This is a genomic window from Staphylococcus sp. GDY8P126P, from assembly GCF_017891965.1.
Lineage (GTDB): Bacteria > Bacillota > Bacilli > Staphylococcales > Staphylococcaceae > Staphylococcus > Staphylococcus saprophyticus.
Window position 1 is genome coordinate 386,522 of record NZ_JAESKG010000001.1, and the last position, 16,072, is coordinate 402,593.

14 protein-coding genes are annotated in these 16,072 nt (G+C 32.5%); 1 reads left to right on the plus strand and 13 read right to left on the minus strand.

Annotated features, from left to right (window positions below; genetic code table 11):
• Positions 1–223: 223 nt before the first annotated feature.
• From KA893_RS01875 to KA893_RS01915, 9 genes are all read right to left on the minus strand, one after another.
• Positions 224–1,315: a bifunctional 3-deoxy-7-phosphoheptulonate synthase/chorismate mutase gene (locus tag KA893_RS01875; protein ID WP_002483006.1), complete on the minus strand. Its 1,092-nt coding sequence runs from the start codon at positions 1,313–1,315 to the stop codon at positions 224–226.
• 388 nt (positions 1,316–1,703) lie between these two features.
• Positions 1,704–3,044 (minus strand): YtxH domain-containing protein, encoded by a 1,341-nt coding sequence (locus tag KA893_RS01880; protein WP_210125552.1) that lies wholly within the window; start codon positions 3,042–3,044, stop codon positions 1,704–1,706.
• 79 nt (positions 3,045–3,123) lie between these two features.
• Complete coding sequence (locus KA893_RS01885) at positions 3,124–3,618, minus strand: DUF948 domain-containing protein (RefSeq protein ID WP_002483004.1); 495 nt, start codon at positions 3,616–3,618, stop codon at positions 3,124–3,126.
• Between the two features lie 70 nt (positions 3,619–3,688).
• Positions 3,689–5,002 carry a UDP-N-acetylmuramate--L-alanine ligase gene (gene murC, locus KA893_RS01890; protein ID WP_002483003.1) on the minus strand — a complete coding sequence of 438 codons (1,314 nt, stop codon included), beginning with the start codon at positions 5,000–5,002 and terminating at the stop codon, positions 3,689–3,691.
• 23 nt (positions 5,003–5,025) lie between these two features.
• On the minus strand, positions 5,026–8,778 hold the full coding sequence (locus KA893_RS01895; protein ID WP_069822066.1) for a DNA translocase FtsK: 3,753 nt from the start codon (positions 8,776–8,778) through the stop codon (positions 5,026–5,028).
• Between the two features lie 17 nt (positions 8,779–8,795).
• Complete coding sequence (gene ytpR, locus KA893_RS01900) at positions 8,796–9,395, minus strand: YtpR family tRNA-binding protein (protein WP_210125554.1); 600 nt, start codon at positions 9,393–9,395, stop codon at positions 8,796–8,798.
• Between the two features lie 14 nt (positions 9,396–9,409).
• Positions 9,410–10,273: a DUF1444 domain-containing protein gene (locus KA893_RS01905; RefSeq protein ID WP_041080024.1), complete on the minus strand. Its 864-nt coding sequence runs from the start codon at positions 10,271–10,273 to the stop codon at positions 9,410–9,412.
• Between the two features lie 130 nt (positions 10,274–10,403).
• Positions 10,404–10,712: a thioredoxin family protein gene (locus KA893_RS01910; RefSeq protein WP_041080025.1), complete on the minus strand. Its 309-nt coding sequence runs from the start codon at positions 10,710–10,712 to the stop codon at positions 10,404–10,406.
• A gap of 17 nt (positions 10,713–10,729) precedes the next feature.
• Positions 10,730–11,806 carry a M42 family metallopeptidase gene (locus KA893_RS01915; RefSeq protein WP_210125556.1) on the minus strand — a complete coding sequence of 359 codons (1,077 nt, stop codon included), beginning with the start codon at positions 11,804–11,806 and terminating at the stop codon, positions 10,730–10,732.
• Positions 11,807–11,888: 82 nt separating this feature from the next.
• Between KA893_RS01915 and KA893_RS01920 the strand changes: the two genes are divergently transcribed.
• Positions 11,889–12,206 carry a hypothetical protein gene (locus KA893_RS01920; protein ID WP_011302866.1) on the plus strand — a complete coding sequence of 106 codons (318 nt, stop codon included), beginning with the start codon at positions 11,889–11,891 and terminating at the stop codon, positions 12,204–12,206.
• An 88-nt stretch (positions 12,207–12,294) separates the two neighbouring features.
• Here KA893_RS01920 and KA893_RS01925 read toward each other — a convergent pair whose 3' ends face one another.
• The 4 genes from KA893_RS01925 to dat form a co-directional block, all read right to left on the minus strand.
• Entirely contained in the window at positions 12,295–13,122 is an 828-nt protein-coding gene (locus KA893_RS01925) for a YtnP family quorum-quenching lactonase (RefSeq protein WP_002482996.1), read from the minus strand.
• 199 nt (positions 13,123–13,321) lie between these two features.
• On the minus strand, positions 13,322–13,957 hold the full coding sequence (gene trmB, locus KA893_RS01930; protein WP_037538252.1) for a tRNA (guanosine(46)-N7)-methyltransferase TrmB: 636 nt from the start codon (positions 13,955–13,957) through the stop codon (positions 13,322–13,324).
• Positions 13,958–13,969: 12 nt separating this feature from the next.
• A complete protein-coding gene (locus tag KA893_RS01935) occupies positions 13,970–14,761 on the minus strand; it encodes a phosphotransferase family protein (protein ID WP_041080027.1) in 792 nt (263 codons plus the stop codon).
• Between the two features lie 464 nt (positions 14,762–15,225).
• The gene (dat, locus tag KA893_RS01940; RefSeq protein ID WP_002482993.1) at positions 15,226–16,071 is read right to left on the minus strand and encodes a D-amino-acid transaminase; all 846 of its coding nucleotides are present in this window, start codon (positions 16,069–16,071) and stop codon (positions 15,226–15,228) included.
• Position 16,072: the final 1 nt, after the last annotated feature.

A 16,072-nucleotide genomic window follows, 5' to 3' on the forward strand; every position in this document is an offset into this window, starting at 1 on the left:
ATTATTTTGTTTTTAAAATTCATAAATAATTCAATTCATATGATATGAACGTCTATTTATCTTTAATCGATTTTTATAACTTAATGAATGATACGTCATTTCATACGCTTTTTATTAAAAATAAACCAATTATTAATAAATGTTTTTAAAATAAAAAACCTTATAATCCATACTAACTAAATAGTTAGGATTATAAGGCATTCATTTTAATTAACGTAATACTTTATTTAAGTTGTTTATTATTATACATATCAGCTAATGGTTTAAGTTCTTTATAGAACGCATCAAATTCATTGAAATCCATTTGTTGTCCACTATCACTTAATGCTACAGATGGATCAGGGTGAACCTCAGCCATAATACCATCTGCACCAACAGCTAATCCTGCTTTTGCAGTAGGTAGCATGATATCTTTACGACCAGTGCTATGTGTAACATCTACCATAACTGGTAAGTGTGTGCCTTGTTTTAAAATAGGCACTGCAGAAATATCTAACGTGTTTCTAGTTGCTTTTTCATAAGTACGGATACCACGTTCACATAAAATGATATTTTCATTACCTTGTGATGCGATATATTCAGCTGCAAAAATAAATTCTTCAATCGTTGCTGATAAACCACGTTTTAATAATACAGGTTTATTTGAACGACCAGCTTCTTTTAATAATTCAAAGTTTTGCATATTACGTGCACCAATTTGGAATACATCTAAATATTGATCAGCAACTTCAAAGTCTGCTGGGTTTACAATTTCACTTACAACGTTTAAACCATATTTATCTTTCGTATTTTTAAGTATTTTAAGCCCTTCGACACCTAAGCCTTGGAAATCATACGGTGATGTACGAGGTTTAAATGCGCCACCTCTAATGAATTTCTCACCTCTCGCTTGTAAATTAGCTGCGACTGCATCGACTTGTTCCTGTGATTCAACTGAACATGGACCAAATACAAATGATTTGTTGCCGTCTCCAATGATGCCTCCGTTGTCAAATTGAACGATTGTATCTTCTGGTTTTAATTTTCTCGATACATATAAATGTTTTTCATTTTCAGATTTTTGTAAATCAGTAGAGGCTTTAAAAATTTCTTTGAATAGTTGTTTAATCACATTGTCATTAAATGGACCTTCATTTTGATCTAATAACTGATTAATCATTTCTTTTTCGCGTTGTGGGTCGTAAACAAGTGTACCTTGTTTGCGTTTTTCTTCACCAATCTTTTGTGCTATCTTACCTCTTTTAGATAAAAGACCTAAGATTTTTTCATTAATTTCAACTATCTCATCTCTGTATTCTTGTAATTTGTCTGCCATTTTATTCACCTCTATGAAAAATTTTAAAACCAATATTTTATTCTGCTTTAAAGCGATAAAATATATGTTAAAGGTTATTCTAACAATAACTCCTTATAAGTTCAAGTAAGGATTATTAAAAATTCACTTAAAAAGTGAATAACATTAATGATAACTAAATTTTCAGTCATTTGCTAGTTATATTTTACACTATTACTTCTTTTTTATAAATTTTATAGATAAATTTACAAATTCCTTGTTCATGATATGCTTCAAATTCATAAGACATGTCATATTTAATCAACGATACGCTTTACATAATGTTCTATTAAGCAAATAGATATGTATCAAATAATACTACATAAAAAAAGAATCGAACAAAGCGTCCGATTCTTTTTATTAAATATTTTTAATCATTAAATGTTCTTTTATCAATCTTACTTTTTGCTTTTTCTGTTTTCTTCGTTTGTGGTCTGTTTTTTGAATATGTTGCTTCAGATTCAGTAGTACTTTCATTTGTCAAAGTACTTGCGTCTTTTGTAGATGATAGGTTATCTGCAGATTCTGAATCATCATGATTAATGATACCATCATTTTTTGAATCTAAATTTGTAGCAGTTGTTGCTGATTGCGTTTGACCAGAAGCATTTTCATGAACGATGATACCATCTTTAAATGCAACTTGATCGTGTGTTTGTTTTACTCTCTGGTCTGCAGCTTCTGGTTTAACTTTTGTATCATTTTTTTTATCGCCTTGTTCTACTTTATCTGTTGTAGATTCAACAGCACTTTCAACCTTTGGCGTAACCAAATTAGGTACAACTTTATGTTTTGTCTGTGCTGGAGCTTCTGGCTTAAGTAAATTAGCTGTGTTTTCTGCAACAGAAGGATTGTCATCTAATGCTTTATTTTTATTTTTAGCCGCTAATGCTAAACCTGACGCAGTTACCACACCTGCAATTGCCCCTTGCTTACTATCATCTGTTTCATCGATTTGAGTAACCAAATTCGGCGTTTTATTATTCGTGTTAGTGTTAGCAGGCGCTTCTTCTTCTTTTAAAAGATTAGCTGTGTTTTCTGCAACTTGATTATCTTCATTTAACGCTTCATTTTTATCATGTGCTGCTTTAGCTAATCCACTCGCTGCAACTGCACCACCAGCTGCTGTACCTGCAGTAACTGCATTGCTATTTGAGTTTTCACCATCTATATTCGCATCACTTGTTTCTGTTTCTTCTTTAATTGCATTTTGTTGTGCATTAATTTCACTTTCACTTGGTTCTGCATTTGGATCTATATGTGCTAAACTGTCATCTGATTGATTTGCATCTTCACTAGTTGTCACTTCCTGTTGTTCTTGGGCATCCGGTGACATATTAGCTAAATTATTATCAGAAGTTTCTTGTTGAATCGCTACACGTTGCGCAGATAATTCTGCATCGGTTACTTCTGTATTTTTATTTTGCGCGTCGTCAATAGTTGATTTAATTTCATTTACTTTATCGTCAGCTTCTTGACGTTCTAATTCGGACTGCTCAATAATGCTAGATTTAAATTGATTGTCTTGTTCTGGAATAGATTTATTCGTTGCTCTCGACTTACTAATGGATACTAAACCAACAGCGGAACCTATAACAGCACCTACAATAAATCCATATACAAATTCATTTCTGGCACCTTTTGTAAAATATTCTGGCACTTCGTAACTTTCTAAATTTCTTTCATAATTATCACGGTTATAATACTTCATTGTCCAATGCCCCCTATAACAAATGCACTTAAATAAGTTTCAAACCTCATTTAAGTGCATTTGTTTTTTAATATATGAATTATTTGTTATCTACACGTGTAGTATAGCTATGATTCGTGTCATTTGCTACACTGCTCGTTTTGTAATTTGCACTATCTCTACGATTTCTTCTATTTTGCCATTTATCAGCAACTTCCATTGCTACATTTGACCATTGTACTACTTGAGAAATTTTATCTTCATTTTGAGAAATATTGTGCGTAATTGAGTTTGTCACTCTATCAACAGAACCATTTAAAGTTTGTACAGAATCACCGATACCTTTAACAGCATCAACTACTGAATTTAAACGATCTGATTTGTCTTGAATATCTTCAGTTAAGCGGTTCGCTTTATGAAGTAAATCTGTAGATTCACGCGTAATACCTTGAACCTGTCCTTCGACACCATCAAGTGTTTTTGCTACGTGATCTAAATTTTTCTTAACTGAAAGTAATACCACAACGATACCAATTACTAAAATTAGAAATGCAACCGCTGCAATAATTCCAGCTATAGGTAAAATCCATTCCATTTAAAACGCCTCCTATTAATCATATGTTGTTATTTAATATAAATACCCCCATCATTTTAACATAAACATATTAAAATGGAGAAGTAACACCTATTTTTTCCATGTATGCACGTTGAATTTTTTGAATATCTCCTGCACCCATAAATAAAATAACAGCATCACTATATTGTTCAAGCGCATTTACACTTTCCTCATCAATCAATGTTGCACCATCAATTCTTTGAACTAAATCTTGAATCGTTAAGTTACCGCTATTTTCTCTTATCGAACCAAAAATTTCACATAAAAATGTTTTATCGGCTAAACTTAAACATTCTGCAAATTCACCCAAGAATGCTTGTGTTCTACTAAATGTATGAGGTTGAAACACTGCGATAACATCTTTGTTAGGATATTTTTTTCTCGCTGTCTCAATTGTAGCACTAATTTCTCTAGGATGGTGTGCATAATCATCTACTAATACTTGATTTCCTACTTTTGTTTCATTGAATCTACGTTTCACGCCACCAAAAGTCTCTAATGCTTCTTTAATATTATCGATATTTAAACTTTCTAAGTAACTAATCGTAATAACCGATAAGGCATTTAATATATTATGATCGCCAAATTGTGGTGAAAGGAAAGTATCAAAATATTCACCTTTAATATATACATCAAATTTTGTACCTTTTTCACTTATCTCTAAATTATCTGCATAAACGTCATCTTTATTTGAGAATCCATAATAATAAACAGGTACGTCTGCTTCAATTTTACGCAAGTGTGTATCATCACCCCAAGCAATAATCGCTTTTTTAACGTTATGCGCCATTTCTTGGAAAGCATTAAATACATCATCAACGTCTTTGAAATAATCTGGATGATCAAAATCTATATTGGTCATAATGGCATAGTCTGGATGATAGCTTAAAAAGTGTCTACGATATTCACATGCTTCAAACGCAAAGTAATCACTTGCTGGTATGCCAAGTCCAGTTCCATCGCCAATTAAGAAAGATGTTTTCTTATCACCATTCATTACGTGTGATAATAAACCAGTTGTCGAAGTTTTACCATGTGCACCAGTTACGGCGACTGACGTATATTGGTTAATAATATGACCTAAGAAGTCATGGTAGCGAATAACTTCAAGTTTTAATTCATGTGCTTTCACAACTTCTTCATGCGTATCCGGGAATGCGTTTCCTTGTACGACTACCATATCTGATTGAATACTATTCGCATCAAATGGCAGTATTTTAATACCATTGTTTTTTAATGCCACTTCTGTAAAAACATAATTTTTAATATCTGAACCTTGTACTTCGTTTCCAAGATCATGCATTATTTGTGCTAATGAACTCATACCGGCACCTTTTATACCGACAAAATGATAATGTGTCATTGTAACACTCCTTTATCTCTATATTAATTCTCATTCAAATCTGATTCTGTAATGTATACATCTCTTGGTTTAGATCCATTTGCGCCCGACACATAGCCAAGTTGTTCTAGTTGATCAATAATTCTTGCAGCACGATTATATCCGATTTGGAAATGACGCTGTACTAATGAAGTTGAAATATGTCCTTCATTTAGCATAAATCGACACACATCATCGAATAAATCATCTTGTGGTTGACTTTCTGTTTTTTTCAATAATTCTTTTTCTTCAAATAAGTATTCCGGATCTCGTTGTTGTTTTATGAAATCTACAACATCATCAATTTCTTCATCAGAGACAAATGTACCTTGAACACGGATAGGTTTATTCATACCGCTTCCTAGGTAAAGCATGTCACCATAACCTAATAAACGTTCTGCACCACCACTATCTAAGATAGTGCGAGAGTCTACGCTAGATGATACCATAAATGCAATTCTAGTAGGTATATTTGCTTTGATTAATCCAGTGATGACATTAACAGAAGGTCTTTGCGTTGCAACTAGCATATGAATACCACATGCACGTGCTTTTTGTGCAATGCGCGCAATAGATTGTTCCACCTCTTGTGGTGCCATCATCATTAAATCTGCTAATTCATCTATTACTATAACAATTTTTGGCATTCTATCCTCATAAGTTGCTTTCTTATTAAACGCCGTAATATTTCTAACATGATATTTAGCAAAAACTTTATAACGTCTTTCCATTTCTTCAACAGCCCATTTTAAACTTTGCGTTGCTGCTTTTACATCTGTTATCACAGGTGCAACTAAATGTGGTAAGTCATTATAAGGTGCTAATTCAACCATTTTCGGATCAATAAGTAACAATCTTAATTCCTCAGGATGATTTTTATATAATAACGACATTAATATACTATTAATACATACGGATTTACCTGAGCCTGTTGCACCAGCTATTAAAGCATGCGGTGTTTTAGAAATATCCATTAATAAAGGTTCATTATTAATTCTAAGTCCCATAGCTACAGTTAATTTGGATTCTGCATTTTTAAACGCTGGTTCTTCTAAAATTGAACGTAAATTTACAGTTGTTGCATTTTGATTTGGTACCTCTATACCAACTAGACTCGTACCTGGAATGGGTGCTTCAATACGAATATCCTTAGCTGCAAGCGCCATTTTTATATCGTCTTGTAAAGCTGTTATTCTAGATACTTTCACACCTTTTTCGACTGATAATTCAAATCGTGTCACACTAGGGCCTTCAGTAACATTTTGAACTTCTGCAGGCACATTGAAATAATAAAAAGCTTCATTCAATTCCTGTTTTTTATCTTCAATCCAAGCATTGTCAATTTCATGTTGTTTTGGCGCTTCTAATAACTCAATACTTGGAAGTTTAATATTGGGTCCTCTTCTAATAGTAGCCTTATTATCATCCTCAGTTGGTGTTTTTAATCCACCTAATTGGTTACCAGAAGTTTCAGGTTTGAGAACTGGTTCTTGTACATTTTGCTTATGATTTTCATTTTGTTCAGAAGGCACATTTGTCATATCTGACTCAGCACTTTCAACTGACTCTTGTTGTACATTAGACTGAGTTGAGTCATTTCGATTATAATCATCACTATAAGAAGAAGCATCCGTTTCCGGTTTAAAGTCACTCTGTTCATCAATCAAGTCATGTGATAAATTCGTTTCGTTTTGGTTGTCATCAGTTACAGTCAATGACTCTGAAGCAGGTTCATTTGCTAATTGATCATTATTCGACTGTGATTGTTTGTCGCTAATATCGGATGACGTATTATGTTTAAAATTATCTACATTATTTAATTGTATGTTTGACTTATTTTTTTCTTTTTGTGCATCTAACATACGCTTTTTATCTGATGGTGTCATCACGACATTGAAAGGTTTACTACCTTTCTTGATAGATGTAGCCTTTTTATACGTTTTAGTTTCGTCGGGTTGCTTAATATGATTTCCATTATTATTATCAGTACTATCAGATTGCTCCAATTCAGACCTTTCATCTAATATTTCATTTTGGACGTTAAGCGATTCATTTTCATTCATACTTTCATCAGATTCTAGCTGTGATGCCTCTGATGGTGCTGCATCATTTGAAGTTACATGATTATCGATAATATCGGACTCTGAATTTTCAAAACCATGGTCTGGTTGTGATAATGACTCTGACAATTGCTCATTTTCACTTTGTGAATCTAATGAATCAAAAGCTAATGATTCTTTGGATTTAGGGTCTGTTTCAGATAATTCTCTATACTGCGCATCATCCACGTCATTCTCATCTAAATAACGCTCAAATGATTTCTCTAAGATGTATGTGCGCTCATTTTCTGACATATCACTTTGACTAGACTCTATTGCAGTGTTGTTCTCATCGTTTTGATTTTCGAAATCACTGTTAGGTGTGACCTGTTCAACTTGATTTTGATTTGCTTCAATTGCGGAACTGTCATTTTTAGTATTTACATTAACCTGTTCATTATTAATCGTATGAACATCGCGTACATGATCTAAATCAACTTCTTCATAATTAAATGGTGTATTTGAATCTTCTTCAATATCTTCACTATTCGTCGATTCTGTTTGTTGCTGATTTTCTGCACTTTGACGTGATGTTGACGTTTTCGATTTGGACATATTCATTGCGTTACCATCTTCATCTAACGAGCTTTCACCTATGTAATTCCGCGCTTGTTTTGCATACATTTCGTCAATTGCTTTTTGTATACTATCTTCTTGTTTGTCTTGATTATCATGACGTTTTTGTTGAAGTGCCTTTTTAAATTGACGCTTCTGTAATACTTTACGTTCTCTCTCTCGTCTAATTTCTTCAACAATCTGAGAAGCATAGATGTTTTCTATTTTAATCGTATTATCTTTTTTATTTTGACTTGTTACTGGTTGATTCAGCTCAACTTCTTCACCATTTTCCTCAACATGTTGTGCGTCACGGCGCTCTTTGTTATCAGATAGATCATATGCAGTATCATTTGAATTTTCATGATACATATGTGCTTCATTTTGAATATCTGTTGAATTACTATCTGAATCTTTTACTGTTTGGTGTTTCTGTTGAGATGATTCATCATTATAATTACGATGATTCGTCTCATTTTCCGCTTGCGTACCTTCTTCTGAATCATCTTGACGTTTAATGACACCATTTTCTAAAGGACGGGGTTTTTTAGTACCAAAAATCGCTGAAGGCACTTCACTCGCTTTAAAATCGCTATGATGAAAATTTGACGTCGTTGGTTTGTGTTTTGACGAAGCATTTGCTCGTAAAACATCCGTTTGAATCCTCATTCTTTTGCCTTTATGTGTTCTAGTCTCATTTTCAGTTTGGTAATGATCTTGTTGTTGCGATTGTTGCCCAACTGAATCACTCGAGTTTATATTTTGAGTTGGTGTTTTATCATACATATGTCTACGTCTTCTTTGTTGATGATGTGCATTCCCATGACTCACATCATTATGTACATCATGGGAAGTTTTATGAGATGTAGACGCAATATCAGAATTCAACTCATCATCTGTCTTCAAACTGTCATTTGCCTCTTCTAAAACACGCATAGGAAACCTGAATTTCCCTTTGGGTCTTTCATAAACATCATTATTTTGAGGAAGTAATGAATCATGTTCTTCTTGTTGTGTAGCTTTTTGACGTCGTTGGCTTCTTTTATTAAGATAATTATCTGTTGATTCATTATCTTCTCCAAATAACTTGTCGAACCAGCTCATACTACATTACCTCCTTTTTATACTTCAAAAAATGATTGCCCTACAGTGTAATCATCACTTAGAACCATAATACCTTTTTCTTGTGGTGCATTTGGTAATCCTAACTCTTTCATCGAACAAATCATACCACTTGATGCAACGCCTCTAACTTCTGCATCTTTAATAACCATACCACTTGGCATAACTGCACCAACTTTTGCTACCACCACTTTTTGTCCAGCTTCAACATTCGGTGCCCCGCAAACAATTTGTAGTTTTTCAGTTGCAACATCAACACTTAGAACACTTAATTTATCTGCATCTGGATGCTTGTCTTTTGTTTCAACATAGCCCACTACAAATTTAGGAGTAAAGTCTGCGTCTAATTTATAAGTAAATCCAGCAGCTTCAATTGCTTTTTGAAACGCTTGAACTAATGTTTCAGTCAACTTAATATGTCCATTACCTGTTAGTGTTGCTTTGTTTGATGCATTAAAGATATTGTAACCAACGACTTCTCCGTCATTCTGTATTTCAACTACATCCCCTTGAGTGACGTAGTTATATTCACCTTCTGTAGGATTAATTTGTAAAAATGCAACATCGCCAACAGCTTCTTTATTATAAAATAAATTCATAACTTCATTACTCCTTATTTCTTATCTTTATTTTCATATTGTTTTCGTGTAGCTTCCAATCTTTGAATCACATTAGGATCTCTTTTTTGTTTATTATTTTTACCTAAAATAAAGATTGGTTCAAAATGCCCTTTATCATAACCTAAAGATAATGATGTTATTGGCACTAATCCTTTAGTGAAAAACTCCATAGTTAAATGCGCCATCACATCGTAACCCGTCTTATTGCGGATATCTGCAATGATAAGCACATCTTGATGAGGTACCGCTACTAACATTTCACCTTCACATTGTGCTTGTATTTCATTTAAAAATGACGTATTTAAAATTCTACTTGCATCATAACCATCATTTGAATTCACAAAGTAAAAAATATTACCTTTAACTTCGTCAGTTGTATACTTATTTTCTAATTTGCGCACATTAAATAGCGCCATTTCTTTTAATTGTTGCTTTGTTAGCTTTAATTCTTCTAACATCGCTTCATCAATTAGACGATATGACTTACCTAAATCAACTGCATAATAAATGTTTGTTTCTGCTGTATGTGCATCGATTACAAATGAATTACCATTTTTGTCTTTTTTATCAAAGCTAGGAGATCTTAAAACCGGCATAATTTGGATATAATCCGTATTTTCCAATGCCTCCCCTTTCATTTGCTCGACTGCTTCTTCAACATAATACACAATTTCATCGACTATTTTTTCTTTTTGAGATTTATATTTAGCTACTATTGGATTAATTTTAACGGTAACGCCTTTACCATTATCTATTCTTGAGATACGTAGTGTTTCATCTTCTCGATTAAAACTAAATTTCACATCAAGATGATTCAATCTATCTTTTAATTTATCTCTCATTTGAAAGACATTCATTATTAACACTCCTATTTACGTGCCTTACTATAGTTTACAATAAATATACCCTTAGGAACAGAAAAAATGTGCGCTCTAAGGGTATATATTTTTATAATTTAACTTTAATTTAATCCTAAATTAATGCCACCTACAAAGACGCTAAAAATTGGTCTATTTGTTCTTTGGATTTTCGTTCTTTTCCAATATAACTGCCAATTTGATTCCCGTCACGGAATACTAGAAAACTAGGTATACCCATAATGTCATAATTAATGCATATATCAATAAATTTGTCTCTATCAACTGAAATAAATTTATAATTAGTATATTTTGCTTCTAATTGAGGTAAATCTGGTTCTATAACTTTACAATCTGGGCACCAATCTGCTGTAAATAAAAACACTGTTTGTTCATTTTTCAGATTTTCAAATTGCTGCTCACTTTCTAATTGTTGCATAATACCACTCCTAATTATTATTTATATTGTAATATTTTTATTTGGTCTTCATTTAAATGTCTAACTGATTGTTCTAACAGGCTTCTGGCAGCTTCATAATCTCTAATATCAAACACTGCGTTTGTACTATGAATATATCGTGCGCACACACCTATCACAGCGGTTGGGATACCTAATTTTGCCTTGTGTATTTCTCCACCATCCGTACCACCTGGAGAAATATAGTATTGATGTTTAATATCATACTGCTTCGCTAAATCAAGCAAATAATCTCTAAAGGTTGGTCGAAGTAACATTGTACCATCTTTAATTCTGATTAATGTACCTCCAGCTAATTCCCCTGATAAATTTTGCTTACCTTTCATATCATTCGCAGGCGAACAATCTACAACAAATGCTACATCAGGATCGATTAACTCTGCCGCTGCACTTGCTCCTCTTAATCCTACTTCTTCTTGCACATTTGCACCGACATATAAATCAAAGTCCAATTCAGTATTTTTTAATAATTCCAGTAGCTCAATACCAATTAAACAACCATAACGGTTATCCCAGGCTTTACTGGCAAATCGATGCTCTGATAACTGTGTAAAAGGCGTATCAGGTGCAATCGTATCACCAATAGCAATACCACGTGCCGATACATCTTCAGCATTTTCTGCACCAATATCCAATAATAAATCTTCTATTTTAGGTGCTCTTTCATTTCCAGTTCTAAAATGTTTCGGAATATTAGCTACAATACCTGTAATCTCATCATTATTTCGCGTTCTAACTTTTAGCCTTTGGCCTTGCCATATATCGTTTGCAACGCCACCTAAATTAGTAAATTGTAGCATACCATTTGACGTGATATTTGTGACCATGAAACCAATTTCATCCATATGTGCAGCAACCATGATTCGTTTTGGATTACTTGATTTCGAACGTTTAACACCGTAAAATCCGCCCATACGATTATAAACAAATTCATCCACAAATGGTTCCATTTCTGCTTTCAAATATGATTTTACATTTTCTTCAAAACCTGCTACACCATGTAATTCTGTTAATGTTTTCATTCTATTCAATGTTTTACTTTTATCTATGTTCAACGTCTCTCACTCCTTAATATTTATTATATCATCTTCATTATGGTAAACTATAAATATGACTTTATTGGGGGTAGATTATGTTATGTTAAATAAAAAAAATTGGTTCATCCTCTTATTATTTTTCCTAACTACAATTGCAGGATCAATTTATTTTTATAAACGTCGAAAACATATCCAATATCGAGATCCTGAAAAAATCACTAAAGAAGTAAAAACTTATTTTATGAATGTTATAGGATCATATATATTAAAAGTGCCGATGACGTATACAAAATCCGATTCAAAAATCATTGCTTTTCAAGGTGGCATTACGACACGAAACCATAACACACTTACATATTATGACTTTTATGCTGATGCCAAAACAGGTGAAATATTAGATATCATTGAATGCAAATGATAGAAGGTTAAAGCCATAGCGACACGATGACAAACATATTCTAACTCAGAATATCTTCTTATTCATGTGCCGCTTAGCTTTAACCTTTTTAATTCCTAGAAATAAATGTATCAAATTCAGTTATATTTTGCTTATCAAATTTCACCGCAAAATAATTTACATCATGATAATATAAAAACCAATAATTTTGATGAATATAATACGGTACTAAACGTTCTTTTTCTCTAATTGATTGCATAGGGTAATCATCATAAGCTGTGACCCATAATGGATTTCTATGTGCAGTTGTTGGAAAAATATCACCCATATGCACCGCTTTTTCATTCTGACTTTCAATTGTAATAATTGCATGACCAAAACTATGACCGCCCGTATGAATCATTTTAATACCTGGCACTATTTCGATTTCATTTTCAAACAATAGTAATCGTTTTTTAAAATCTCCATTATTCTTTGGCCAATATGTTGATTTACTGCGTATATTAGGGCTTTGAAATTCATGCCATTCATCTTGTTGAATCACATGGATTGCTTTATTAAAAATTGAATTACCCTCATTATCTGTTAATCCAGCAGCATGATCGAAATGTAAATGTGTCATTAATACATAATCAATATCTGCAGTCGTTAAATCTAAAGCCTTTAAGTCTTCACTAATTTGGCTTTCATAATGAGCTCCAAAATTTCTACGTTCTTTATCTGTTAATTTTCCTGAACCTATACCTGTATCAATGATAATATTATAATCGTTCGATTGTATTAATATTGGATGCGTTGGTAATGGAATTTGATTCTTATCATTCACTTCATATTTTTTAGTCCATAACGCCTTAGGCACCACGCCAAACATTGCGCCACCATCAATGTGAGTGATACCACCATTTAAATAATGTATACGAAAATCCCCTAATTTCATCTACTTATCCTCCTCGTAAAATATAAACACAATAACTACTGAACATTAATAGTAATACAAACAATGTTCTAGGTAAAATAATGGACATAAATACATTTAAATTAGCACAACTCTATTTACATTAAATTATAAAAATCTTAATTTGGACATAAAAAAATTGATAGAACCTATGTCCTATCAATTGAGTGCGTAATTATATTTAATGAAACTTAGCTTCCATACGATAAATTCTTGAACCTTTATCAGAAAATTTTCTTTCGTATTCAGTCTCAATATTCTCTTCATCATCTTCTTCATGCAAATTCAGGTTGATTTTTGTAAAATACATACCAAATTGAGACATACTTTCTAAACTATATGCAAACAGACCACGATTGTCTGTTTTAAAATGGATTTCACCATCATCTTTTAAAACTTGTTTATACAATGCTAGGTATGTTTGATATGTCAAACGACGTTTAGTATGTCTTTTTTTAGGCCATGGATCTGAGAAATTAAGGTATAATCTTGATACTTCTCCATCTTTGAAATAATCATTAAGTTCAATTGCATCATTACAAATTAACTTGATATTTGTTAAGCCTTGTTCAATAACTTTATCTAAGACTTTTATCATAACACTTTTCTCTCTTTCCATAGAGATAAAGTTTATTTCGGGATGTTTTGCTGCAAGCGTAGTTATGAATTGACCCATACCTGATCCTACTTCAATATAAATCGGTTGATCATTATCAAACCATTCACTGATTCGCCCTGCATGACTACCATCGATATCAACTATATTCGGTTCTTTTTTTAAGTAGTCCTCTGCCCAAGGCTTATAGCGCATTCTCATTTTGATAACTCCTTATATAAAAGCATTATTATTCATCACTTGATTTAAAAAAGTTAGCCACATATTCATATCTTTGTAACGTTTTTGTTCTTCATACCATTGAACCATACCGATAGATTGTACAACGGTATACCACTTCATACGTTTTTGTAAATCCATTGAATCTTTTGTACCATACAAGTTTAACCACTCTGGCCATTTATTTTCTGGAACGTAATTGTACAGCAGCATACCTAAATCAATTGCGGGATCAGCAATCATTGCACCTTCCCAATCAACGAGATATAGCTCATCATGATCTGATAACAACCAATTATTATGGTTAACATCACCATGAACAACTGTAAAGAAACGAGGATCTAAGTTAGGCATGTGATCTTCCAAATACGTTAAAGCTTTTCTAACCACGTGATGTGTCAGTACATCTCTTGATAACGAAGCATTTATTTTATTTAATAAAATATCTGGCGTGATAGGTTCCATTTCCATACGTTTTAGCATGTTTAATAATGTCTTCGAACTATGAATTTTTTTCAATAAATTCGCTACACGTTGTTCATGCATTTCATTGAAAGTAAGTTCTCTACCATTTTTCCAATGTTGTGCTGTTACAACTTCGCCAGTTTCAATGCGTTTCGTCCATACAAGTTTAGGCACAATACCTTCAGCTGATAATGCAGCTATAAATGGATTTGAATTTCTTTTTAAGAATAATTTTTGTCCATCCTGTTCGGCCATGTACGCCTCACCCGATGCACCGCCTGCTGAGTCAAGCGTCCATCCCAATTGATAAAACTGCTCCAACACGTTCACCTCACTTTCAATTAGAAAATGGCTCCTGAAAAACATTTTTCGAGAGCCATATATAATCATTTTCTATAGCAAATTTTTTTAAACTTCAACCATAATTTATGCTGTCTCAAGTGTTATGACTAGCATAATGTCCCATGTGGCTCAAGTTAATTTTTAAAATTATAAATAACTGATTTTCAAATTATAGTAACTTTTATAGCATACCATAAAAGAAACCCAAACAAAGCATATTTTTTAATATTTCTCTATCTTTTTTCAAGAAATTTTTCTCGTTCAATTTCAAGACTCATAAAAGATTTTATAATGTTTGGGTATGAATTTCAACCAATAATGAGAAACAAAAAGTCACTTTTTACTTTCTTATTTCTATTAGTTTCTTTCAAACGGCTCAGTTAGCATTATAACATAATTTAATATGAATTTTTGTTATATTTTCTATCTATTTATTGAAAATATTAACTATGTGTATCAATGTATCTGTTAAATCCTTCTTGCAATGATTTTGTTATCGAGCCAACTTGACCATCACCGACATTTTCACCGTTTAATTTAACAACTGGCATAACCTCAATTGAAGTACTTGATACAATGATTTCATCCGCACTTTTCAAAAAGTCTAATGTAAACGTTTCTTCATTAAAAGGTATCCCTTTATCTTCAGCAACAGATTTAATTACCATACGCGTAATACCATTTAAAATATAATTATTTACAGGATGTGTATAGATTTCACCATCTTTGATTGCATACACATTACTAGAAGAACCTTCTGTGACAATATCACCACGATGTTGTATTGCTTCTTGAGCATTATATTTAACTGCATATTCTTTAGCTAATACATTACCCAACAAGTTTAAACTCTTAATATCGCATCTTAACCAACGAATATCTTCAGTAGTGATCGCATTAATACCTTCTTCTAATGATTTGTAAGGACGATCATATGATTTAGTGAAAGCCATAATATTGGTTTCAACAGAAGGTGTTGGAAAGGCATGATCACGCGGTGCGGCACCACGTGTAACTTGAATGTAGACACCACCATTAATCACACCATTTGTTGATAATAACTCCTGTATTAATTCCGTAAGTTCCTCAACGCTATATTTTAATTCAAGACCAATTTCTTTTGCACTACGTAAAAGTCTTTCAAAATGTTCCTTAGCAGTAAATACACTATTATCATATACTCTAATATATTCATAAATACCGTCGCCAAATACATAACCTCTATCATTATAAGGCACATTTGCATCTTGTTCATCAACGAGTTTTTCATTTATTAATACTTTTGTCATA